Raw genomic sequence first — 22,230 nt, 5'->3', positions numbered from 1 at the left:
CCATCCCGGTCGTTACCGAGAATCGGAGGCGCCGCTTGGCCACGCTCAAGGACGTCGCCGCGCTCGCGGGCGTGTCGGTGAAGACGGTGTCGAACGTGGTCAACGGCTACGCGTTCGTGAAGCCGGAGAACCGCCGCCGGGTCGAGGAAGCGCTGCGCACCACCGGCTACCGGCCCAACCTGGGCGCGCGCAACCTGCGCCGCGGCCGGACCGGCTTCCTGGCGCTGGTGCTGCCGGAGCTGGTCGTGCCGTACTTCGCGGAGCTGGCCGGGCTGGTGCTCGACGCGGCGCAGGAGCACGAGTGGAACGTGCTGATCGAGCAGACCCTGGGCACCCGCGAGGGTGAGCGGGACACGTTGGCCTCGCTCGGCCCGCACATGATCGACGGCGCGATCGTGAGCCCGGAGGCGTTGCAGGCGCGGGACTTCGACGAGCTGGCGCCGGGCATCCCGGTGGTGATGCTCGGCGAGCACTCGGTGGACCTGCCGATGGACCACGTCGGCATCGACAACGTGGAGGCGGCGCGGGTGGCCGTGGCGCACCTGGTCGGCCTGGGCCGCACCCGGATCGCGGCGATCGGCGCGCACCCGCACCGGGGCACGGCGGCGCAACGCCTGGAGGGCTACCGGCGCGCGCTGGCGGAGGCGGGCCTGCCGGTGCGCGACGAGCTGGTGGCGACGGCGTTGAACTACCACCGGCGGGACGGCGCGGAGGCGATGACGCGGTTGCTGGCCGCGCACGAGCCGCCGGACGCGGTGTTCTGCTTCAACGACCTGCTGGCGGTCGGCGCGGTGCGCGCCGCGGTGGAGCGCGGTGTGCGCGTGCCCGCCGACGTGGCGGTCGTCGGGTTCGACAACACCGAGGAGGGGGCGTACAGCCTGCCCTCGCTGACCACGGTCGCGCCGGACAAGGTCGCGATCGCGCGGGCCGCGGTGGACCTGCTGCGCGAGCGCGTGGACGACCCGGAGCGGCCGCCGGAGCACTTGCGGACGCCGTTCTCGTTGCGGGTCCGGGAGAGCACGAGGGGTGACGGATGACGCGTGACGGGGTCTTCGAGGCGCCGGGTCGGATCAACCTGATCGGCGAGCACACCGACTACAACTACGGTTTCGTGCTGCCGATCGCGTTGCCGCACGTCGTGCGGATCACCGCCGCCCGTCGGGACGACGGCGTGCTGCGGGTGGCGTCGCGCCAGGCGAGCGGCGTGGCCGAGCTGCGCGTGGTCGACCTCGCGCCGGGTGTGGTGACCGGGTGGGCGGCCTACGTGGCGGGTGTGGTGTGGGCGTTGCGCGAGGAGGGGCACCGGATCGGCGGGTTCGGCCTGCTGGTGGACGGCCGGGTGCCGCTGGGCGCCGGGTTGTCGTCGTCGGCGGCGTTGGAGAGCGCCACCGCGCTGGCGGTGACCGAGCTGTCCGGTGTCCCGTTGGACCGCCGCACGCTCGCGCGGATCGCGCAGCGCGCGGAGAACGAGTTCGTCGGCATGCCGTGCGGGATCATGGACCAGTCGGCGTCACTGCTGGCCCGCGAACGGCACGCGTTGCTGCTCGACACGCGCACGATGGCGACCGAGCACATCCCGTTCGACCTGGCGCCGGCCGGGCTCACGCTGCTGGTGGTGGACACGAAGGCGCCGCACCGGCTGGTGGACGGCGAGTACGCGGCGCGGCGGCGCGACTGCCACCGCGCGGCGGAGCTGCTGGACGTGCCCGCGCTGCGGGACCTCGACCGCGCCGAGCACGACCTGCCCGACCGCCTCGCCCGCCGGGTGCGGCACGTGGTCGGCGAGAACCAGCGGGTGCTGGAGGTGGCGGAACTGCTCCGCGCCGACCGCGTCCGCGACATCGGCCCGCTGCTGACCGCCTCGCACGCGTCACTGCGGGACGACTACGACGTGACCGTGCCGGAGCTGGACGTGGCGGTGGAGGCGTTGCTGGCGGCGGGGGCGCTGGGCGCCCGGATGACCGGCGGCGGCTTCGGCGGCTGCGTCATCTCACTGGTGGAGGAGGCCGCGGTCGAAGCCTGTGCCACGGCCGTCCGCACGGCGTTCGCCGAACACGGTTTCGCCACCCCCGACTGCTGGACCGCGACCGCGGCGGCCGGGGCACGCCGGGCTGACCACCTCCCCGCAGCGTCGGGCAGCCGTCGAGTGGCGACCGCCTAGGCGCCGGGTGCCCGGTAGTCCGGGATCCTGGTCCGCGCCTCGTCCATCTCCGCCGAGGTCAGCAGCGGGGTCGTGCTGAGCTGGACGCTGCCGCTCTGGTTGACCACGAGCGACAGTGCGGCGGCCGCGGCGGGCTCGGCGTCGACGACGATGACCACGTCGTCCGGACCGTAGGCGAAGTAGAACGCCTCGACCTTCCCACCGATGGACTCCGCGAGGGTGCGGACGTAGGCCTCACGCACGGCGAAGCCCTCTTTGACCACACCTTGGAAGCCCACCGGTGTGTATTTGGCGTGAATCAGAAATTTCGCCATGGTGCACCTCGTCGATCAGAAGTAGTCGGGTGCTCCCCCACCGCCAAGGTAGGTCCGCAGTCGAGTGACCACCACTCGACCGCGGCACCCGCCCTCCGGGTCACCCGGTCGAAGTGCCGGGCCGAAGCCACCGCATGGGACTTCCACATCAGCGACGCTCGACCCCATTCGGGAAGTTCATCGCTCACCAATACGTCCTACAGTTGGGCAGGCGTTCACCAGGGACGTTCGGGCGACGCCCGGCGAGGGCCGTCATCGCACCCCCGCCGCAGGCCTCCCGCACTCCACCGGGCGTACACGTCGGGGATGGCCGCTGATCACCTTCGGCGTGTACGCAGTACCGGAACGCGTTCTTCCCGGCCCTGCACCGAAGGAGAGCCGATGTCCCCATTGACCCGACGAACGCTCATCGCGGGCGGCATCGCGAGCGCCGGCGTGACGGTCCTCGCGCCCACCACCGCGAACGCCATCTCCTACCCGTTCACGTTGGGCGTCGCCTCCGGTGAGCCCGCCGCGGACGGTTTCGTCATCTGGACGCGCCTCGCGCCCAGCCCGCTCAACGCCGACGGCCTCGGCGGCATGGGCAGCGCCTCCGTCGCGGTCGAGTGGCAGGTCGCGACGGACCGGCGGTTCACCGAGATCGCGCGCAGCGGCACGGCGACCGCGGCGCAGTCGTGGGCGCACAGCGTGCACGTCGAGGTGGCGGGCTTGCTGCCCGGTCGCGAGTACTTCTACCGGTTCCGCGCCGGCGGGCACATCTCCCCCGTCGGCCGCGGCGTCACCGCGCCCGCGGCGGGCACCAGCCCGTCGCTGACGATGCTGTTCACCTCGTGCTCGCACTTCGAGGCCGGGTACTTCACCGCGTACCGGCGGATGGCCGAGGAGAACCCGCACCTGATCCTGCACCTGGGCGACTACATCTACGAGGGCGCCGCGTCGACCACCTCGGTGCGCAAGCACGCCCCGGCGGTGGAGATCTCGAACCTGGCCGACTACCGGGTGCGGCACGCGCAGTACAAGACCGACGTGGACCTCCAGGCCGCGCACGCCGCCGCGCCGTGGCTGGTCGTGTGGGACGACCACGAGGTGGAGAACAACTACGCGAACCTGGTGCGTGGCAACACCTCCCCCGCCGGTGACTTCAAGGTGCGGCGTGCGGCGGCGTACAAGGCCTACTACGAGCACATGCCGCTGCGCGCCGCGCAGGCGCCGGTCGCGGAGAACATGCAGCTCTACCGCCGGGTCCGCTGGGGCGGGCTGGCCACGTTCCACATGCTCGACACCCGCCAGTACCGCGACGACCAGGCGTGCGGCGACGGCACGAAGGTGTGCGCGGAGGCCGACGACCCGGCACGCACCCTGCTCGGCAACGCCCAGGAGGCGTGGCTGCTCGACGGGATGCGTCAGAAGCTGGGCACCTGGGACTTCCTGGGCCAGCAGGTGTTCTTCGCGCAGAAGCTGGCCTCGGCCGACGGCGCGAAGTCGATGGACTCGTGGGACGGCTACAGCGCCAACCGCGGCCGGTTGCAGCGCGGCTGGGACGCGGCGGGCCTGCGCAACACCGTGGTGCTGACCGGTGACGTGCACCGGTCGTGGGCGGGCAACCTGATGAACGACTACCGCGCGCAGGACCGGGTGGTCGGCACCGAGCTGGTGACCACGTCGGTCACCTCGGGAGGCGACGGCAGCGCCGCGGACACCGGCCTGTCGAGCCTCAACCCGCACGTGAAGTTCTTCAAGAACCTGCGCGGGTACGTCCGCACCGTCACCTCACCCACCCAGATGAACGTCGACTTCCGGTTCCTGGACCGGGTCACCACGCGGGACTACCCGGTCCGGACGTTGCAGAGCTACGTCGTCCAGGCGGGCAACCCGGGATTGCAGGCGCCGTGAAGAAGCCGATGACGATGACCGCGGCGCCGATGATCGCGGCGCTCATGCTGCTGGGCGCCGGCACCGCCTCGGCGGCGGTCACGTGGACCGCCGCGAACAGCACCGCCACCGGCGACCAGGACAACGCCGCCGTGGCCGCGGTGCGCAACGGCTGGACCGCCGTGGTGTGGGAGGACGACCGCGACGACGCCACGCCCACCGACCCCGTGCACAGCGACGTGTGGGTCCGCCTTTTCAAGGACGGCGTGTCGCGCTACGAGAAGAAGCTGTCCGCAGGTGGCACGGGCAACTGGCGGCACGTGCAGCCGGACGTGGCGGTGCACGACGACGGCACCGCGGTCGTCGTGTGGGCCGACGACGGCGAGGGCAACGGCTTCTACAACATCCAGGTGCGGGTGCTGAACACCAGCGGCACGGTCACCGGGTCCGCGCGGGCCAACGCCGACACCGCCGGGCAGCAGCTGAACCCCGCGGTGGCCGCCGACCCCGACACCGCCGGTTTCGCCGTGGTGTGGGAGGACAAGCAGACCACCACCAACGCGACCGTGCGGGTCGCCGGGTTCGCGTCGGTGACGTCGAAGACGTACGAGGCGCAGGTGCACACGACCGGCGGCACGCACCAGCGGCCGGACGTGGCCATGGGCGCGGCGGGCAACGCGATCGTGGTGTGGGACGAGGACGGTGACGGCAACGGGTTCTTCAACGTCGGCCGCAAGATCCTCACCCCGTCCGGCGGGGTGAAGCTGGCGCAGGGCGTGGCCAACGCGAGCGGTGACGGCCAGCAGCGGCGGCCGGTGGTGGCGGCGAACTTCAACGGCGACCACGCGGTGGCCTGGGAGACCGACCACACCGGCACGGCGCAGGTGGGCGTGCGGTCGTTCGCCGCGGGCGGCGCGGCCCGGACCGCCGCCGACGTGGTGCTGCCGGGCGCCGACCCGCAGATCGGCATCGACGACCAGCTGAACGTCGTGGTGTCGTCGGTGGAGGCGCAGGACGTGGTGTCGCAGGGCCTCAACCCGGACGGCACGGTCACCGGCAGGTTGCCCCGCCAACCGACGGTGTCGACCGCGACGGGCCGGCAGGACGAGCCCGCGCTGGGTGTGGACGCCTGGGGTCAGCTCACCGTCGTCTACACCGACGACAACGACGGAAACGGGTTCGACCAGGTCTACCTGGGCACCGGGCTGGTCAACAGCACCTGGTGAGCCACCTGCGGCGCGCCCCCTTGCTCGGGGCGCGCCGCGGGTGTCAGCGGTCGGCCTCGAACTGCTTGGCGAGCCGCTTCGGCGCGCGGCACAGCCACGCCTCGGTCAGCAGCTCCTCCAGCTCGTCCACGTCGATCGCGTCCAGCCGCACCAGCACCGCGGCGTAGCCGTCGAAGTGCGGGGTGGTGAAGTAGACCGACGGGTCGTCGGCGAGCAGCGCCTCCTTCGCGCCCAGGTCCGGCACGCTCGCCGCGAGCACCGGGCCGTCCGGCGCGGTCGGACCCAGCGCGGCCAGGTCGGCCTTGCGCAGCGGTCGGTCCCACGCGAACGCCTTGTCCTTCACCCGCCACGCGGGCCGGTCGTCGTAGGACGGGCGTTCGGTGACCTCGGGCAGCGCGGCGGCGATGCGGTGCACGTCATCCCAGTCAGCCATGGCTCCAGACGATAGGCCCGGGGTCCGACATCGCACCGGATCGTTGGCGACACCAACGTCTATGCTGTACCGTTGGCCTTACCAACATTGGCGAGACCAACGGAGCTGTGGACCATGATCACGCCCTTCACCCTCGACGTCCCCCAGGCCGACCTGGACGACCTCGCCGACCGGTTGGCGCGCACCCGGTGGCCCGAGGAGTTGCCCGACGCCGGGTTCGACTACGGCTTCCCCCTCGCCGAGGTCCGCGCGCTGGTCGACCACTGGGTCGACGCCTACGACTGGCGGCGGCACGAGGCGGAGCTGAACGCACTGCCGCAGTTCACCACCGTGATCGACGACCAGCGGGTGCACTTCCTGCACGTCCGCTCGGCCAAGGCCGACGCGCTGCCGTTGGTGCTGGTGCACGGCTGGCCGGGGTCGGTGCTGGAGTTCCTGGACGTCGTCGAGCCGCTGTCGCGGGACTTCCACCTGGTCATCCCGTCCATCCCCGGCTTCGGCCTGTCCGGCCCGACGACCTCGCGCGGCTGGGACGTCCACCGGGTGGCGCGGGCGTTCACCGAGCTGATGGACCGGCTGGGCTACCGGCGCTACGGCACGCAGGGCGGCGACTGGGGTTCCGGCATCGCCCGGGCGATGGCCGCCGCCGCGCCCGACCACGTGGTGGCCGTGCACGTGAACTTCCTGCCCACCGCGCCGGTCGAGGGCGTCGAGCTGTCCGCCGAGGACGAGCGGCGGCTGGACCGGACCAGGGCCATGATCCGCAACCGGCCCGGCTACCAGATCCTGCAGGCGACCCGGCCGCAGACGATCTCCTACGCGCTGACCGACTCGCCGGTCGGGCAGCTGGCCTGGATCGCGGAGAAGTTCACCGAGTGGACCGACCCGGACGCCGAGATCGACGTGGACCGGGTGCTGACCCACGTGATGCTGTACTGGCTCACCGGCACGGCCGGCTCGTCGGCCCGGCTGACCCGCGAGTCCGGCATCGGCTCGAACGACTGCCCCGCGCCGCTCGGTGTGGCCGTGTTCCCGCACGACATCGTGCTGCCCGTGCGGCCGTTGGCAGAGCCGGTGTACCGGATCGAGCACTGGAGCGAGTTCGGGAGGGGCGGCCACTTCGCCGCGATGGAGGCGCCGGACCTGCTCGCCGAGGACATCCGGACCTTCTTCGCGGGCCGCTCGTAGCGGTCTACACCACGAGGGAGACGCCGGTCGCCGTGACCACCACGGCGACCGCGGCGTCCAGCACCCGCCACGCCGAGGGCCGCGTGAACGCACCCGTCAGCCACCGCGCGCCGAAACCGAGCGCGCTGAACCACAGCACGCTGCCCGCGATCGCGCCCGCCCCGAACCACCACCGGTCGCCGCCGAACCCGGTGGACGCGGTGCCCAGCAGCAGCACGGTGTCCAGGTACACGTGCGGGTTGAGCCAGGTCAGCGCCAGGCAGGTGACGATCACCGCCGCGCCCGCGCCCGCCGCGACCCCGCCCGCCGCACCGGGGGTCGGGCCGCCCGGGTCCAGCGCGGCCGGGCGCAGCACCCGCCGTGCCGCCAGGACGCCGTAGCCGACCAGGAACACCGCGCCGACCCACCGCACCACCGTCAAGGCCGACGGCCACGAGGTGAGCGCCGCACCGACTCCCCCGACGCCGAGCGCGATCAGCAGCGCGTCCGAACCGGCGCAGATGGCCACGATCGCGGGCACCTGTCGGCGCAGCACGCCCTGGCGCAGCACCAAGGCGTTCTGGGCGCCGATCACGACGATGAGGGACAGTCCGGTGCCGAGCCCGGCCAACAGCGCGTACATCACACCGTCGACGTTAGGAAGCACCCGGGCATAAGACCAGCTACGGTTTCTTACGTATCATTAGCACTCGTGATGCTCGATCCGGAGTGCGTGCGCACCCTGCTGGCCGTCGTCGACGAGGGCACGTTCGACGCCGCCGCCAAAGCGCTGCACGTCACGCCGTCGGCGGTGAGCCAGCGGATCAAGCTGCTGGAACAGCGGACCGGCCGGGTGCTGCTGGTCCGCTCGAAACCCGCGCGGCTCACCGACTCCGGTGCGGTGATCGCCCGGTACGGGCGGCAGCAGGCCCTGCTGGACCGCGACGCGCGCGAGGCGCTCGGCCTGGTCGAGGACCCGACCCCCATCCCGGTCGCGGTCAACGCCGACTCGCTGGCCACCTGGTTCCGCCGCGTGGTCCGGGAACTGGCCACCGACGAGGGCCTGGTCCTGAGCGTGCGGCGCGACGACCAGGACCACACCGCCGAACTCCTGCGCCAAGGCCTCGTGGTCGGCGCGGTCACGTCGACACCGCAGCCGGTGCAGGGCTGCGTCGTCCGTCCACTCGGGAGCATCCGGTACCACGCCGTGGCCACCAAGCGGTTCACCCGGCGGTGGCTGGCCGACGGCCGACCGCTGCACGAAGCGCCGGTGATCGTGTTCGACGAGAAGGACGACCTCCAGGACCGGTTCTGCCGCGAGCTCTCCGGCCACAACGCCTCCGCCCGCCGCCACCACCTGCCCGACGGGCACGTGTTCGAGGACGCCGTGGTCGCGGGCGCGGGCTGGGCGCTGCTCACCGAGCACCAGATCGCCGCGCACCGCAGGCTGGTGCACCTCGCGCCCGACCAGCCCGTGGACGTGCTGCTGCACTGGCAGCAGTGGAAGCTCGACTCGCCGCCACTGGCCCGCGTCGCCGACGCCGTGTTCCGCGCCGCGGCGGCGGAACTGCACTGAACGCACTCAGGCCCGGTCGGACAACCCGCCGCAGCCCGAACCGCACCGAGCAGTCCTCGCATCGAGGCCGGATACACCCATCAGTGATGTACGTGTGAGCGGTTCGCCGGTCGTTCACCGCCCGGCCGCCCGACCATCACCACGCAGTGTTCGAACGTCCCTACTGTCTGCCAAGCCCTCACTGCCGTCGTTCCAAGACGAAGGGTTTCGCATGTCAGCACGCAGAGCACCCATAGCCCTGCTCGCCATCGGCGTCGTCACCGCCGCCACCCTCACCGCCATCGCCTCCTCCGGGCACGTGCCGGCAGCCACGGCCGCCACCACCACCTTCACCCCGACCGCCGACACCCACGTCGACAACTCCGCCACCGGCACCAACCACGGCACCTCCGGCCAACTCGGCGTGGACGGCTCGCCGACCAAGCGGATGTTCCTCAAGTTCACCGTCTCCGGCGTCTCCGGCACCGTCGGCAGCGCCAAGCTGCGCGTGCACACCGACGACGTCTCGGGCTCCAACAGCCCGGCCGGCGGCACGTTCCGCGCCATGACCGACACCACCTGGTCCGAGACCGCCGTGACCTGGAACAACCAGCCCGCCATCGACGGCGCCACCCTCGGCACGCTCGGCTCCGTCGCCCGCAACGCCTGGTACGAGGTCGACGTGACCCCGCACGTGCGGGCCAACGGCACGGTCAGCTTCGGCGTCACCTCCACCAGCACCGACGGCGCCGACTACGACTCCCGCGAGACCGGCGCCACCGCGCCGCAGCTCGTGGTCACCACCGGCACCACCACGACCACCACCACGCCACCGCCCAGCGGCGACCCCGTGCTCGTCGGCGTGGGCGACATCTCGAACTCCGGCTCGGGCGACACCGCCACCGCCGCCCTGCTCGACGGCATCCCCGGCACCGTCTTCACCACCGGCGACAACGTCTACAACAGCGGCACCGCCACCGAGTTCGCCAACTACTACGACCCGACCTGGGGCAGGCACAAGGCCCGCACCCGCCCGTCGCCGGGCAACCACGACTACGGCACCAGCGGCGCGACCGGCTACTACAACTACTTCGGCGCGCAGGCCGGCCCGTCCGGTCGCGGCTACTACTCCTACGACCTCGGCAACTGGCACGTCGTGTCGCTGAACTCCAACATCAGCATGGCCGCCGGTTCCGCGCAGGAGCAGTGGCTGCGCGCCGACCTGGCCGCCAGCACCAAGCCGTGCACGGCGGCGTACTGGCACCACCCGCTGTTCACCTCCGGCGCCAACCACTCCCCCTCCACCTCGACGCGCCCGCTGTTCCAGGCGCTGTACGACCACAACGCCGACGTGGTGCTGTTCGGCCACAACCACCAGTACGAGCGGTTCGCGCCGCAGAACCCCAACGGCGGCCTCGACACCACCCGCGGCATCCGCACGTTCGTCGCCGGCATGGGCGGCGCGAGCCACTACGGCTTCGGCACCATCCGACCCAACAGCGAGGTCCGCAACAGCACCGCCTACGGCGTGCTCAAGCTGACCCTGCACAGCAACAGCTTCGACTGGCAGTTCGTGCCCGTGGCGGGCCAGACCTTCACCGACAGCGGCACCACCGCCTGTCACTGACCCGATGACCGCCGCGCCCGGTCGTCCCCCGGCCGGGCGCGGCGCCCGCCCGCTTCGGAGGTGCGCCGTGTACCTGTCCACGATCACCCGTCCCAAGACCGCCGGCTGGAAGGGGATCGGCGCCAACGTCTTCGCGCTCGGCGCGGTCAGCCTCGTCACCGACGTCTCGTCCGAGATGGTCACCGCGGTCCTGCCGCTCTACCTCGTCGTCGGACTCCAGCTCAGCCCCGCCGCCTACGGCGTCATCGACGGCGTCTACACCGGCGCCACCACCCTGCTCCGGCTCGTCGGCGGCTACCTCGCCGACCGGACCGACCGGCGCAAGCGCGTGGCCGGCCTCGGCTACGCCCTGTCCGCCGTCGCCAAGGTGGGCCTCCTGCTGGCCGGCAGCTCCACCGCCGCGCTCGGCGCGGTGATCACCCTCGACCGGGCGGGCAAGGGCCTGCGCACCGCACCGCGCGACGCGCTGATCACGTTGTCCACCCCGGCCGGCGACCTCGGCCGGGCGTTCGGCGTGCACCGGGCGATGGACGGCATGGGCGCGTTCGCCGGGCCGCTCGTGGCGCTGGCCGTGCTCGCCCTGGCCGGCGGGTCGTTCGACTCGGTGTTCATGACCAGCTTCTGCATCGCCGCGCTCGGCGTGGTGATCCTGGTGCTGTTCGTGCGCGACCACCGCTCACCCGTGCCGTCCGAACCCGTGCGGGTCAAGGCGATCGGCGGCCTGTGGCGTGACCGCGGGGTGCGGCGCGTGGTGCTGGCGGCGTCGCTGCTGGGGTTGGCCACGATCGGCGACGGGTTCGTGTACCTGCTGCTGCAGAAGCGCGAGGGCCTGTCGATCGGGTGGTTCCCGCTGCTCGCGGTCGGCACCAGCCTGGTCTACCTGCTGCTGGCCGCACCGCTGGGCGCGCTGGCCGACCGGGTCGGCCGACTGCCGGTCATGCTCGGCGGCTACGTGGCGCTGGGTGCGGCGTACCTGCTGCTGTTCGGGCCGCTGGGCGGGTGGGCGCTGGTCGTCGTGGTGGTGGCGCTGTACGGGGTTTTCTACGCGGCGACCGACGGCGTGCTGATGGCGTTGGCCGGGCCGCTGCTGCCCGAGCGGATGCGCACGACCGGCATCGCGCTGATCCAGAGCGGACAGGCCCTGGCGTACCTGGGCTCGTCCGTGTTGTTCGGCCTCGCCTGGCAGTTCTGGGGCCCGGAGGCCGCCACCCGCCTGGCCGCCGCGGGCGTCGCGCTCACGCTGGCCGCCACCGTCGCACTCCTGGGACGCCGCTCATGACCACCCGCACCCGCCTCCTGATCACCGCACTCGTCGCCGTGCTGCTCGGCGGGGTCGCGGTGACGTACACCGCCTTGTCGAAGTCCGAGCCGGACGAGGTCGCGACGGCCGCGGTCAGCGGGCCGCGGTTGATGGTGCTGAGCAACGGCCGGCTCTCGACGGTGTCGCGGTCCGACCCCGACGGGCCGCGCGAGGTGACGTCCGAGCACTGCGACCGCGTGTACACCGCCGGCGGCACCACGTCCTGCCTGCGGCCGGTCGGCGCGTTCAAGGCGGGCGAGCTGGCCGTGCTGGACGCCCGACTGCGCGAGGTGCGGACCGTGCCGCTGACCGGCTTCCCGAACCGGACGCGCGTGTCGGCGAGCGGCCGGATGGTGGCGTGGACCTTGTTCGTCGACGGTCACTCCTACGCCGCCAACGGCTTCTCCACCAGCACCGGCATCCTGGATGCGAGAACCGGCGCCCTGGTCACCTCGCTGGAGGAGTTCACGTCCACAGTAGACGGTGCGGTGACCACCGCCGCGGACCGGAACTTCTGGGGCGTCACCTTCACCGCCGACGACAACCGCTTCTACGCCACCATGTCCACCGGCGGGCACCGCTACCTGGTGGAGGGCGACTTCGCGGCTCGCACGCTGCGGTCGATCGCGGACAACGTGGAGTGCCCCTCCCTGTCACCCGATGGGCGGTCCATCGCCTACAAGGCGGCGATCAACGGCGACCCGGGGCAGGGGTGGCGGTTGTCGACACTCGACCTCGCGACCCTCGCGGTCACGCCGCTCGCGGAGACGCGCAGCGTGGACGACCAACCGGCCTGGGTCGACGCACGGACGATCGCCTACGGCATCCAGCGCAGCGACGGCGTCAACGACGTCTGGGCGGTGCCCGCGGACGGCTCCGGCACACCGGTCCTGCTCGTGCCCGAAGCCAACTCGCCCGCACCGATGGACTGAGCGGCGTTCCCGCCACCGGCACCGGGCGCCTCGGCCACTATGTCGGCATGAGCGAGCAGCCAGTGCAGGTGAGCCGTGCCGTCCTGGGCTTCCCCCGCAGGCCGCGGGTGCGTCAGGTGGTGGCGGCGGGGTTACTGATCGCCGCCGTGGTCAGCCTGACGCCCCAATGGTGGTGGCAGGCGACGATGGCGGCCGGACGCTGGGCCGGTCGGTCCTGGCCGGTGGTGGTCCTGGCGCTGGCCGGCGTGGCGCTGCTGGCCGGCGGTCGGCGACGCACGACGGCGATGGCACTGGGCCGCCGACCGCGCACGCCCGCGATGCCGCTGGTCGCGCACGTGACGCTGCTGCTGGCGCTGGCCGCGGCGGTCGCGGTGGGCTTGGGCGTGGTCCTGTGGGGCGTGCTCGGCCGACCGGCCGGACCGACGTGGAGCGTCCAGGACCGGCTCGACGCGGTGAAGGTCGTGCTGACCGTCGTCGGGGGCATCGGCGCCGTGGTGGCGTTGACCGTCGCCTACCGCCGGCAGCACCTCAACGAGGTGGACTCCTACCGCGAGGACAGCAAGGTGCTGCTCGACCGCTACGGCAAAGCGGCCGAGCTGCTCGGCGCGCCCGATGCCTCGGTCCGCACCGCGGGCGTGTACGCGTTCGCCGCGCTGGCCAACGACGCGCCCGAAGCACGCCAGGGCTGCATCGACGTGCTGTGCGCCTACCTGCGCCAGCCCTACGAGCCCCGGTCGGACGGTCAGGAGAGGCAGGTCCGGCTGACCGTCATCCGACTCGTCCGGGACAACCTCCACCTGCCCGCGCACGACCCCCGCAGCTGGCGCGGCCACGACTTCGACTTCTCCGGCGCCGTGTTCGACGGCGGCGACTTCACCGGCGCCACGTTCACCGACGCGGGCACCGTCACCTTCGCCGGAGCCACGATCACCGGCCGCCTGTCGTTCGCGGGCGCCACGTTCGCCGGCGGGATCGTGTCGTTCGACGGCGCCCGGTTCGTCGGCGGCGCGGTGTCCTTCGACGGCGCCAGGTTCAAGGGCGGTGTCGTCGACCTGTCGAGGGTCGACGCGGGGCAGCCGCCGCCCGTGGCCGAGCTCTGGCCGACCGGAACGCCCGTGCCCGCCGGATTGCGGCTGCCCTCCACCGCCGCTTGAGCGGTCCGATCGCCGATCGAATTGTATTCTGTCTACACTGAAGGTATAGAGGATACTGCATACAAAGTACCGCGTTGTCCACCGGACATCACCGGCCCAACACCGTTCCTCCGCGCAGCGGGTTCCTGACCTGCGCGTCCGGTGGGAGAATGGTCATCTGACAACGTTGTCAGGCCTCCTACCCCTGCCGGAGGTTCAGATGCGTCTCCGCTCCGCGGCTGTCGCCGCACTCACGTTCGTCGCGCTCGCCGTCCCGCTCCAGACCGGCACGGCACACGCCATCACCGATCCCGCCCAGCACGTCAACCCGTTCGTCGGCACCAAGCCGGGCGGCCCGGACTTCGGTCACGGCGGTGGCGCGGGCAACACCTTCCCCGGCGCCGTCGCACCGTTCGGCATGCTCCAGTGGAGCCCCGACACGGTGACCCACCAGCACGGCGGCTACCACCACGACGACAACCGCATCCGCGGCTTCAGCCTCACCCACCTGTCGGGCCCGGGGTGCAGCGACTTCGGCACCGTGCCGTTCATGCCGTCCCTCGGCACCACACCCGCGTCCCACTCGACCTTCACCCACGCGGCCGAGCAGGCCTCCCCCGGCTACTACTCGGTCCGCTTCGACAACGGCATCCGCACCGAGCTCACCGCCAACCAGCGCTCCGGCGTCGCCCGCTTCACCTACCCCGCGGGTCAACGCGCCTCGCTCACCGTCGACGCCGGCCGCGCCTTCAACGCCGCGAGCGGCTCGATCACCATCGGGACCGACAGCCTGTCCGGCTTCACCGACAGCGGCGGGTTCTGCGGCACGGGCAACCGCTACCGGCTGCACTTCCACGTCACCTTCGACCAGCCGTTCGCCTCCACCGCCACCATCGCCGACGGCCGGGTGACGCCGGGCGGCCGCGCGGTCGAGGGCTCCAGTCGGGGCGGCGTCGCGCCCGCACCCAAGACGGCCCAGACGCAACAGCTGCCCACGCCCTCGGCCACCACCGAGGACGTGCAGCCGTTCGCCGCGTCGGCGTTCGTGTCCTTCAACGCCACCACCGTCACCGCGCGGGTCGGCATCTCGTTCGTCAGCCTCGACAACGCCAGGGCCAACTTGGCCGCGGAAACCGGCACGCGGTCCTTCGACGAGGTCCGCACCGCCGCCCGCGCCGCGTGGAACGGGTGGCTCGGCCGCATCGACGTCACCGGCGGCACCGCGACCCAGCTCCGCACCCTCTACACCGCGCTGTACCACTCCCTGCTGCACCCCAACGTGTTCAGCGACGTCAACGGGCAGTACGCGGGCTTCGACCGGCAGACCCACACCACCACGAGGACCCAGTACGCGAACTTCTCCGGCTGGGACGTCTACCGCTCGCAGATCGCGCTGATCGCCCTGCTGGGACCACGCGAGGCCGCCGACATCGCGCAGTCCGCGGTGAACCAGGCCGCCCAGGGCGGCTACTTCGACCGCTGGACGGTCGCCAACGGCGGCACGGGCGTGATGAACGGCGACCCGATGGCGATCATCGTGGCCACCGCGCACGCGTTCGGCGGCACGGACTTCGACACCGCCGACGCGTTGCGCCGCATGGTCTCCGGCGTCAACGACATCCGCCAGCGCCCCGGTTGGTTGCAGTACAACGACTACGGGTACGTGCCGACCGGTCTTGGCGACGTGTGGGGCTCGGCCGCGACCACGCTGGAGTACACCAGCGCCGACTTCGCCATCTCCCAGTTCGCGGCCAGGCTGGACGACGCCGCCACGGCGGAGAACTTCCTGCGCCGCGCGCAGAACTGGCGCAACCTGTTCCACTCGGGCGGCAAGTACCTGCAACCGCGCAACACCAACCTGACCTGGCCGGGGTTCAGCCCGACGCAGGAGAACGAGTACGTCGAGGGCAACGCCGCCCAGTACACGTGGATGGTGCCCTACAACCACCGGGGCCTGTTCGACGCGATGGGCGGCAACACCGCGGTCACCGCGCGCCTCGACACCTTCTTCACCGAGCTCAACGCCGGGCCGAAGAAGCCCTACGCCTACCTCGGCAACGAACCGACGCTCAACACACCGTGGGCGTACGCCTACGCCGGCGCGCCGCACAAGACGCAGGACGTCGTGCGGCGGGCGTTGACGTCGCTCTTCCCACCGACGCCGGAGGGCCTGGTCGGCAACGACGACCTGGGCGAGATGTCGTCGTGGGCGGTGTGGGCGGCGCTGGGCCTGTACCCGCAGGCGCCCGGTCGCGCCGAGCTGGTGCTGGCCAGTCCCCAGTTCCCCACCACGACGGTCAGGCGCGGCAACGGCGCCACCATCACGATCACCGCGCCGAACGCCTCCGACACCGTCAAGTACGTCCAGTCGTTGCGCGTCAACGGCGCCACGTCCGGCAGGCCGTGGCTGCCCGCGTCGTTCACCGCGCAGGGCGGCACGCTCGACTTCACCCTCGGCGCCACGCCGTCCACTTGGGGCACGGCGGCCGCCGACGCGCCGCCGTCGTTCGACGTGGGTCCGACCCCGGCGCGGACCGGTCCCGTCGGCGGCCTGGCGGGCAAGTGCCTGGACGGCGACCCCGGTCCCAACGCCGACGGCGCGGTGGTCCGGCTGTGGGACTGCAACGGGTCGGCCGCACAGCAGTGGACGGTGGCCTCGGACGGCACGCTGCGGGCGCTGGGCCGGTGCCTGGACGTCAACGGCAGCGCGCGCGTCAACGGCACCAAGGTGCAGCTGTGGACGTGCAACGGCACGGGCGCGCAGCAGTGGTGGCCGAAGGGGACGACCCTGGTGAACCCGCCGTCCGGCAAGTGCCTGGACGTCCCCAACAGCACCACCGCGAACGGCGTCCAGCTCCAGGTCCACGACTGCAACGGCACCGGCGCCCAGGTGTGGCGCCTGCCCTGAGTGGACTGGCGGAGGAGTTGATTGGCCGGTCGCCACGGCTCTCCCAACACGTGACGACCGGCCGTTGACACCGCGAGGCGGCTACTTGACGCCACCTGCGGTCAAGCCTGCGATGATCCTTCGCTGGAACAGCAGCACCACGACGACCAGCGGCACGGTCACGATCACACCGGCGGCCATCTGGGTGCCGAACGGCTGGTCGAAACCGTACGCCCCGGTGAACCGGGAGATGGCGACGGTAGCAGTTTGCATCGTGCTGTCGTTGACCATCGACAAAGCGATGATGAACTCGTTCCACGCCGCGATGAACGTGATGATCGCGGTGGTGAAGATGCCCGGCGCGGCCAGCGGCAGGATCACCTTGCGGAACGCCTGGCCGCGCGTGCAGCCGTCGATCATCGCCGCCTGCTCCAGCTCCTCGGGCATCTGCCGGAAGAACGCCGTCAGGTTCCACACCGCCAGCGGCAGCGCGAACGACAGGCTGGGCACGATCATCGACTGGTAGGTGTTGATCCAGCCGATGTCGGTGAACAGCGCCAGCAGCGGCACCAGCAGGGAGATGCCGGGGAACATCGAGGTGGCGATGATGAGCGCCGCGACCGCGTTCTTGAACCGGAAGTGCAACCGGGCCAGCGCGTACGCCGCGGACACGCCGATGACCAGCGTGAGGATCGTGGTGACGCCGGCGACCACGAGGCTGTTGAGCAGCGACCGGCCGAAGCCGACGCCGGGCGCGAACACCGCGGTCAGGTTGTCCAGCGAGAACGGCGCGGGCAGCACCGTGAGCTCGAACTGGTCGGACGGGCGGCGGAACGCCGACACCGCCATCCAGTAGAACGGCGCCAGGCAGTAGACCAGGATCAGCCCGAGCCCGCCGAAGGTCAGCACCCGCTTCCACGGCGTGCCGTTGCCGGTGGTCGGGGTCGTGGCGGTCATCTGCGCGCCCTTTCCCTGGCGGCGCCGATGACATCCGCGCCGAGCAACCGCACGAACACCAGGGCCGTGACGGCCACGTAGACGAACAATATCGTCGCGTACGCGGCCGCGGGTCCGAACCTCAGGCTCGCCGCCTCGTCGAAGGCCACCATGGACAGCGTCTCCACCGATTCCTTGCGGCTGCCGATGAGCACGAACGGCAGGTCGAACATGCGCAGCGCGTCGAGCACCCGGAACAGCACGGCCACCAGCAGGGCCGGCTTGACCAGCGGGAGCGTGATCTGCCAGAACTGCCGCCACGGCGACGCGCCGTCGACGCGGGCCGCCTCGTAGACGTCGTTCGGGATGATCTGGAGCCCGGCGAGCACCAGCAGGCCGACGAACGGCGCGGTCTTCCACACGTCCGCGAGGATGACCGCGAACTTCGCCTGCCAGCCCTCGGTGGTCCACAGGATCTGCTGGCCGATCATCGCGTTCGCCACGCCGTCGGCCTGGAAGATCCAGCGCCACAGCAGCGCCGACACGGCGGTGGGCACCGCCCACGGCACGAGGATGCTGGCCCGCACGACGCCGCGCCAGCGGATCGCGTGGTGCATCACCAGCGCCATGGCGACGCCGATCAGGACCTCCAGGGTCACCGTGATGACGGTGAACACGGTGGTGTTGCCGAACGCGTTCCAGAACCGGGCGGCCGACTCGCCGACGAAGATCGCGGTGTAGTTGTCGACGCCGACGAACCGCGCGCCCTCGACGACGAACCCGCTCTCGTCGAGGTCGGTGCCGTCCCGGAACACCGACTCGCGCAGCGCGGCCACCAGCGGGTACCCGACCACGAGTCCGAGCACCACGAACGTCGGTGACAGCAGCGCCGCGGCGAGTCGCCCCGCGCCCGAGGTCGCGCTCCCGGCGCGGCCTCGGGCGCGATGGGCGACCGCCGTCACTTCAGCAGCTCCTGCAACTTCGCCTGCAGGTCCTTGAGCGCCACGTCGCTGGTCTTCTCGCCGGTCAACGCGGCGTAGGCGGCCTCCTGGATCGCCTGGGTGACGTCGCCGTAGCGGACCGCCTGCGGGCGCGGCTTGGCCGACAGGATCGACTCCTTCAGCGTCGGCAGGTACGGGAACTGCTTGATCAGCTCGGCGTCGTCGTACAGGCTCGCCAGGGTCGGCGCCTGCGAGGTGGCCAGCAGGTTGGACCGCTGCGCGGACTCGGCGGTGAAGAACTTGATGAAGTCCAGCGCGGTGGCCTTGTTCTTGCCGAACGCGGAGATGGCGAAGTTGTGGCCGCCGAGGGTGGAGCTGCCGGGTCCCTTGACGCCGGGCAGGGGAGCGACGTCGAACTTGCCCGCGACCTGCGAGGAGCCGTCGGTCTTGCCGGCCAGGTTCCACTGGTAGGGCCACTGGCGGTGGAACAGGAGCTCGCCCGCCTGGAACGCGCGGCGACCCTCCTCCTCCTTGTAGGTGATGGCCTTCTCCGGGATGATGCCCTGCTGGAAGCCGGTGACCAGGGTGTCCAGCCCGGCCTTCGCCTCGGGCGAGTCGACCACCGGCTTGCCGGCGGAGTCGACCACCTCGCCGCCGGCGGAGTGCACGGCCTCGTCGAAGTTGACCGTCAGGCCCTCGTACTTCTCGAACTGACCGGCGTAGCAGCCGATCGCGGGCTGGGTCGCCTTGACCGCCTGGCAGGCGGCGGTGAGCTCGGCCCAGGTCTTCGGCGGCTGCACGCCCGCCGCGTCGAGGAGGTCCTTGCGGTAGTAGAGCAGGCCGCCGTCGGAGTACACCGGCGCGGCGTAGAGCTTGTCGCGGTACTGCGCGGTCTTCACCGCGGGCTGGAGGAACTTGCCCAGGTCGAACTGGTCCGCGGGCAGCTCCACGACCCAGCGGTTGGCGGCGAACTCGGCCGTCCACACCACGTCGAGGTTGAGGATCGTGTAGGCGTCGGACTTGACCTGCGCGTTCTGCACCATCTGCTGGCGCTGGGCGTCGGCGGACTCGGGCAGTTCGATGATCCGGACCTGCTCGCTCGCGTGCGAGGCGTTCCACTCGTCGACGAGCTTCTGCATGTTGCCGGACGTGTCCTTGCCGGTGGCGAAGGTGACCTCGCCCCGGCCTTCGAGCGCACCGCCGGGCTGCGCGCCGCCCCCGTCGCCTTCGCTGCCGCACGAAGCCAGGAGTACTGCCACACCCAGCGCCGCAGTTGCCCGCCACGCCGTTGTCCGAACACCCATTACCCAGACTCCCCTTCGTTCACGTCTTGCTCTGTCAAGCGGACCGGGGCACTGCCGCGGCTGACGATCCGCCCCGGCAGCAACACACCCCGATCGCCGTTCGCGCTGTCCAGCAGGCCGACCGCGGTGCGGGCGAACCTCTCGACGGGTTGCCGCACCGAGGTGAGACCGCCGTCCACAACGGACGCCATCGGTGAGTCGTCGAAACCCGTCACCGCGACGTCCGTCCCCGGCCGGAGCCCCTGGCGGCGCACTTCACGGTGCACACCTACAGCAAGCGGGTCGCTCACCGCGATCACCGCGTCCGGAGGGACTTCGGAGTCCAGCAGGTCGCGCATCGCCGCGCCGCCCGCCTCGACGGTGTCGGCCTCGGCGAACGCGAGCCGGTCCGAGGGCAGGTCGAGGGCGGTGCAACCGGCTCTCCAGCCGCGCAACCGGTCCAGGAACTGACCGGGGACACCACGCCTGCCGACGAACGCGATGCGACTGCGGCCCAGGTCGTGCAGCAGGTCGACCAACCGGTGGCAGACGGCGGCGCCGTCGAGGTCGACCCACGAGCCGGGTTGGCACCCGGACCACGTGCGGCCGAAGGACACGAACGGCACGTCGTGGTCGGCCAGCCACCGGTGGCGCGGGTCGTGCTCGACGGTGTCGGCGAGCACGAACGCGTCGACGGCGCGTTGGGCGACCAGGTCCGCGTAGACGTCCACGCCGGCGCCGGTGAACAGCATGACGTGCCGTCCGGAGCGCTCGACCTCGGCGGTGAGCAGGTGCAGGAACCGGTCCATGAACGAGTTGGGGGTGTCCTGGACCGGCACGCGGTAGCCGATGAGCCCGGCGCGGCGGGCCGCGAGGTTGCGCGCGTTGCGGTTGGGCCGGTAGCCGAGCGCCTCGATCGCCGTGCCGACGCGCTCCCGGGTGACCGGGTCGACCCGGTGCGGCGCGTTGAGCACGTTGGACACGGTCTGGCGGGAGACACCGGCGTGCAGCGCCACCTGGCGGATCGTCGCCGGACCGCCGGGACGCGCCATGGCCTGCTCCCCTCCCCCGGTTCGACTGGTTCGGTGCTCATCGGCGCTGTTTCGTGCTCAAGTCGCGGTCGTTACGGAGCGCACTCGTCCGGACACTTCGACGGCCGTTTGACCGCTCAAAACGGGCGGTACTGTGTCGCGGGCCACACCATCGTGTCAAGGAGTGGGACGGTCGCGTGACCGGAACGCAACTCTTTCGCGTTCAGGGGCGCTTTACCGGAAATAACTTTCGCGTTCAGGGGCGCGTTCGGCTGGTCAGCGTGGCGCGGATGGCCAGCGCGGCGCCCGAACGGGCCCACTCGTCGAAGTCGAAGGGCTGGACGTCCAGGTCGATGAGGGCCGGGTCGGCCTCGTAGGCGGCCGCGATCCCCTCGGCCACGCGTTGCTCGGACACCTCGTACAGCGGCAGGCCGTCGCCGGTGAGCAGCACCTTCCGCGGGTCGATGAAGTTCGCGGCGGTGCCGATGAGCACGCCCAGCGCGTAGCCCGCGTTGTCGAAGACCCGCTTGGCGTCCGGGTCGCCGGCCAGCGCCCGGGCCACGGCCTCGTCGTAGGTCGGTCCGCCGTCGAGCTGGCGCAGCATCACGTGCGTCATCAGGTAGCTCGACGCGCAGCCGCGGTGACCGTAACCGCACAGCGGCCCGCTCGGGTCGACCAGGATGTGCGCCATCCGGGGCGGCAGGCCGTGCGCGCCGCGCACCAGCCGGCCGTCCACGATCAGGCCGAAGCCGACACCCGCGCCGATCGTGATCAGCACCATCGACTCCAGGCCCGCGCCCGCGCCGAACCAGTGCTCGGCCGAGGTCAACGCCTGCACGTCGTTGTCCACGGCGGTCGGCACGCCGGTCGCGGCGGCGACCTGCTCGCCCAGCGCCACGTCCGCCCAGCCGAGGAACCCGGCCTCGACCACCACGCCGTCGCGCACGATGCCGCCGAGCGTCACGCCGATCGCGGTCAGGCCCGGGAACGCCGCCGCGACCTCGGCGACCTGCTCGACCACGTCGGCGGGGTCCGCGGAGCGCAGCGGTTGGTCGACGGTCTCGACCACCGTCGCGGTGAGGTCGGTGACCGCGGCGAACAGCCGGTCCGCGGTCAGCTTCACGCCCAGGAAGTGGTGCGACTCGCCGCGCACGTGGAGCATCTCCGACGGCCTGCCGGTGGACGACCGCAGTTGGGTCTCGCCCTCGACGAGCAGGCCGTGCAGCACGAGGGTGCGGGTCACCCTGGTGAGGGTGGGGCGGGACAGGTGGAGGCGGGCGGCGATCTCGGCCCTGGGCATGGCGCCGTGGATCAGCACCTCCAGCAGCACGTCGCGGGCGACCTCGGGCAGGTCCGGCCAGGACGGGGCGGTGCGAGGGTCGGTTCCCGAGGTCACCGACCGAACATACCCGGGCCCCGTCCCGGCCGGATC

At 71.7% G+C, this 22,230-nt stretch carries 19 protein-coding genes; 11 read left to right on the top strand and 8 right to left on the bottom strand.

All coding sequences use genetic code 11. The features are described from left to right. Positions 1-35: 35 nt before the first annotated feature. Together ACYVLT_RS15850 and galK are read left to right on the top strand one after the other, a co-directional pair. Entirely contained in the window at positions 36-1,037 is a 1,002-nt protein-coding gene (locus ACYVLT_RS15850) for a LacI family DNA-binding transcriptional regulator (RefSeq protein WP_461120936.1), read from the top strand. Then, positions 1,034-2,161 carry a galactokinase gene (gene galK / locus ACYVLT_RS15845; protein WP_461120935.1) on the top strand — a complete coding sequence of 376 codons (1,128 nt, stop codon included), beginning with the start codon at positions 1,034-1,036 and terminating at the stop codon, positions 2,159-2,161. The genes ACYVLT_RS15850 and galK overlap by 4 nt, the downstream gene beginning before the upstream one ends. Here galK and ACYVLT_RS15840 read toward each other — a convergent pair. Beyond that, positions 2,158-2,475: a GYD domain-containing protein gene (locus ACYVLT_RS15840; RefSeq protein ID WP_461120934.1), complete on the bottom strand. Its 318-nt coding sequence runs from the start codon at positions 2,473-2,475 to the stop codon at positions 2,158-2,160. The two genes, galK and ACYVLT_RS15840, sit on opposite strands and share 4 nt — an antisense overlap. A 381-nt stretch (positions 2,476-2,856) precedes the next feature. Between ACYVLT_RS15840 and ACYVLT_RS15835 the strand changes: the two genes are divergently transcribed. Together ACYVLT_RS15835 and ACYVLT_RS15830 are read left to right on the top strand one after the other, a co-directional pair. After that, entirely contained in the window at positions 2,857-4,368 is a 1,512-nt protein-coding gene (locus ACYVLT_RS15835; RefSeq protein ID WP_461120933.1) for an alkaline phosphatase D family protein, read from the top strand. A gap of 8 nt (positions 4,369-4,376) precedes the next feature. Continuing rightward, the gene (locus tag ACYVLT_RS15830) at positions 4,377-5,573 is read left to right on the top strand and encodes a hypothetical protein (RefSeq protein ID WP_461120932.1); all 1,197 of its coding nucleotides are present in this window, start codon (positions 4,377-4,379) and stop codon (positions 5,571-5,573) included. A gap of 43 nt (positions 5,574-5,616) precedes the next feature. On the opposite strand, the gene ACYVLT_RS15825 is transcribed toward ACYVLT_RS15830, so the two are convergent. After that, positions 5,617-6,006: an MmcQ/YjbR family DNA-binding protein gene (locus tag ACYVLT_RS15825; protein ID WP_461120931.1), complete on the bottom strand. Its 390-nt coding sequence runs from the start codon at positions 6,004-6,006 to the stop codon at positions 5,617-5,619. Between the two features lie 114 nt (positions 6,007-6,120). On the opposite strand from ACYVLT_RS15825, the gene ACYVLT_RS15820 reads away from it, so the two are divergent. After that, positions 6,121-7,194, top strand: coding sequence for an epoxide hydrolase family protein (locus tag ACYVLT_RS15820; RefSeq protein WP_461120930.1), 1,074 nt, complete (start codon positions 6,121-6,123; stop codon positions 7,192-7,194). Positions 7,195-7,198: 4 nt separating this feature from the next. Here ACYVLT_RS15820 and ACYVLT_RS15815 read toward each other — a convergent pair whose 3' ends face one another. After that, the gene (locus ACYVLT_RS15815; protein ID WP_461121136.1) at positions 7,199-7,816 is read right to left on the bottom strand and encodes a LysE/ArgO family amino acid transporter; all 618 of its coding nucleotides are present in this window, start codon (positions 7,814-7,816) and stop codon (positions 7,199-7,201) included. Positions 7,817-7,888: 72 nt separating this feature from the next. Here ACYVLT_RS15815 and ACYVLT_RS15810 point away from each other — a divergent pair, with 72 nt between their 5' ends. From ACYVLT_RS15810 to ACYVLT_RS15785, 6 genes are all read left to right on the top strand, one after another. Next, positions 7,889-8,749, top strand: a complete 861-nt coding sequence (locus tag ACYVLT_RS15810; protein WP_461121135.1) for a LysR family transcriptional regulator ArgP — start codon at positions 7,889-7,891, stop codon at positions 8,747-8,749. A 211-nt stretch (positions 8,750-8,960) separates the two neighbouring features. Further along, on the top strand, positions 8,961-10,355 hold the full coding sequence (locus tag ACYVLT_RS15805; RefSeq protein ID WP_461120929.1) for a CBM96 family carbohydrate-binding protein: 1,395 nt from the start codon (positions 8,961-8,963) through the stop codon (positions 10,353-10,355). 67 nt (positions 10,356-10,422) lie between these two features. Further along, complete coding sequence (locus ACYVLT_RS15800) at positions 10,423-11,634, top strand: MFS transporter (RefSeq protein ID WP_461120928.1); 1,212 nt, start codon at positions 10,423-10,425, stop codon at positions 11,632-11,634. Next, positions 11,631-12,587, top strand: a complete 957-nt coding sequence (locus tag ACYVLT_RS15795; RefSeq protein ID WP_461120927.1) for a TolB family protein — start codon at positions 11,631-11,633, stop codon at positions 12,585-12,587. Before ACYVLT_RS15800 ends, ACYVLT_RS15795 begins: the two co-directional genes overlap by 4 nt. A 47-nt stretch (positions 12,588-12,634) precedes the next feature. After that, complete coding sequence (locus ACYVLT_RS15790) at positions 12,635-13,741, top strand: pentapeptide repeat-containing protein (protein WP_461120926.1); 1,107 nt, start codon at positions 12,635-12,637, stop codon at positions 13,739-13,741. Between the two features lie 199 nt (positions 13,742-13,940). Further along, on the top strand, positions 13,941-16,628 hold the full coding sequence (locus tag ACYVLT_RS15785) for a lectin (RefSeq protein WP_461120925.1): 2,688 nt from the start codon (positions 13,941-13,943) through the stop codon (positions 16,626-16,628). Positions 16,629-16,709: 81 nt separating this feature from the next. Here the strand turns inward: ACYVLT_RS15785 and ACYVLT_RS15780 are convergent, their stop codons facing one another. The 5 genes from ACYVLT_RS15780 to ACYVLT_RS15760 all read right to left on the bottom strand — a co-directional run bounded on the left by ACYVLT_RS15780 (position 16,710) and on the right by ACYVLT_RS15760 (position 22,194). Further along, a complete protein-coding gene (locus ACYVLT_RS15780) occupies positions 16,710-17,564 on the bottom strand; it encodes a carbohydrate ABC transporter permease (RefSeq protein ID WP_461120924.1) in 855 nt (284 codons plus the stop codon). Then, positions 17,561-18,505, bottom strand: coding sequence for a carbohydrate ABC transporter permease (locus tag ACYVLT_RS15775; RefSeq protein ID WP_461120923.1), 945 nt, complete (start codon positions 18,503-18,505; stop codon positions 17,561-17,563). The genes ACYVLT_RS15780 and ACYVLT_RS15775 overlap by 4 nt, the downstream gene beginning before the upstream one ends. Continuing rightward, positions 18,502-19,743 (bottom strand): ABC transporter substrate-binding protein, encoded by a 1,242-nt coding sequence (locus tag ACYVLT_RS15770; protein WP_461120922.1) that lies wholly within the window; start codon positions 19,741-19,743, stop codon positions 18,502-18,504. Before ACYVLT_RS15770 ends, ACYVLT_RS15775 begins: the two co-directional genes overlap by 4 nt. 44 nt (positions 19,744-19,787) lie before the next feature. Continuing rightward, positions 19,788-20,819, bottom strand: a complete 1,032-nt coding sequence (locus ACYVLT_RS15765) for a LacI family DNA-binding transcriptional regulator (protein WP_461120921.1) — start codon at positions 20,817-20,819, stop codon at positions 19,788-19,790. A 235-nt stretch (positions 20,820-21,054) separates the two neighbouring features. Then, entirely contained in the window at positions 21,055-22,194 is a 1,140-nt protein-coding gene (locus ACYVLT_RS15760) for an ROK family protein (protein ID WP_461120920.1), read from the bottom strand. Positions 22,195-22,230 lie beyond the last annotated feature (36 nt).

Source organism: Saccharothrix stipae, assembly GCF_054781895.1.
This window is presented reverse-complemented; position numbering and strand designations above follow the sequence as displayed.

Coding starts and splice junctions, on each gene's coding strand:
- ACYVLT_RS15805 (WP_461120929.1), top strand. CDS start 8,961: ATGTCAGCACGCAGAGCACCCATAGCCCTGCTCGCCATCGGCGTCGTC.
- ACYVLT_RS15825 (WP_461120931.1), bottom strand. CDS start 6,006: ATGGCTGACTGGGATGACGTGCACCGCATCGCCGCCGCGCTGCCCGAG.
- ACYVLT_RS15765 (WP_461120921.1), bottom strand. CDS start 20,819: ATGGCGCGTCCCGGCGGTCCGGCGACGATCCGCCAGGTGGCGCTGCAC.
- ACYVLT_RS15830 (WP_461120932.1), top strand. CDS start 4,377: ATGACGATGACCGCGGCGCCGATGATCGCGGCGCTCATGCTGCTGGGC.
- ACYVLT_RS15790 (WP_461120926.1), top strand. CDS start 12,635: ATGAGCGAGCAGCCAGTGCAGGTGAGCCGTGCCGTCCTGGGCTTCCCC.
- galK (WP_461120935.1), top strand. CDS start 1,034: ATGACGCGTGACGGGGTCTTCGAGGCGCCGGGTCGGATCAACCTGATC.
- ACYVLT_RS15835 (WP_461120933.1), top strand. CDS start 2,857: ATGTCCCCATTGACCCGACGAACGCTCATCGCGGGCGGCATCGCGAGC.
- ACYVLT_RS15820 (WP_461120930.1), top strand. CDS start 6,121: ATGATCACGCCCTTCACCCTCGACGTCCCCCAGGCCGACCTGGACGAC.
- ACYVLT_RS15795 (WP_461120927.1), top strand. CDS start 11,631: ATGACCACCCGCACCCGCCTCCTGATCACCGCACTCGTCGCCGTGCTG.
- ACYVLT_RS15840 (WP_461120934.1), bottom strand. CDS start 2,475: ATGGCGAAATTTCTGATTCACGCCAAATACACACCGGTGGGCTTCCAA.
- ACYVLT_RS15785 (WP_461120925.1), top strand. CDS start 13,941: ATGCGTCTCCGCTCCGCGGCTGTCGCCGCACTCACGTTCGTCGCGCTC.
- ACYVLT_RS15780 (WP_461120924.1), bottom strand. CDS start 17,564: ATGACCGCCACGACCCCGACCACCGGCAACGGCACGCCGTGGAAGCGG.
- ACYVLT_RS15815 (WP_461121136.1), bottom strand. CDS start 7,816: ATGTACGCGCTGTTGGCCGGGCTCGGCACCGGACTGTCCCTCATCGTC.
- ACYVLT_RS15810 (WP_461121135.1), top strand. CDS start 7,889: ATGCTCGATCCGGAGTGCGTGCGCACCCTGCTGGCCGTCGTCGACGAG.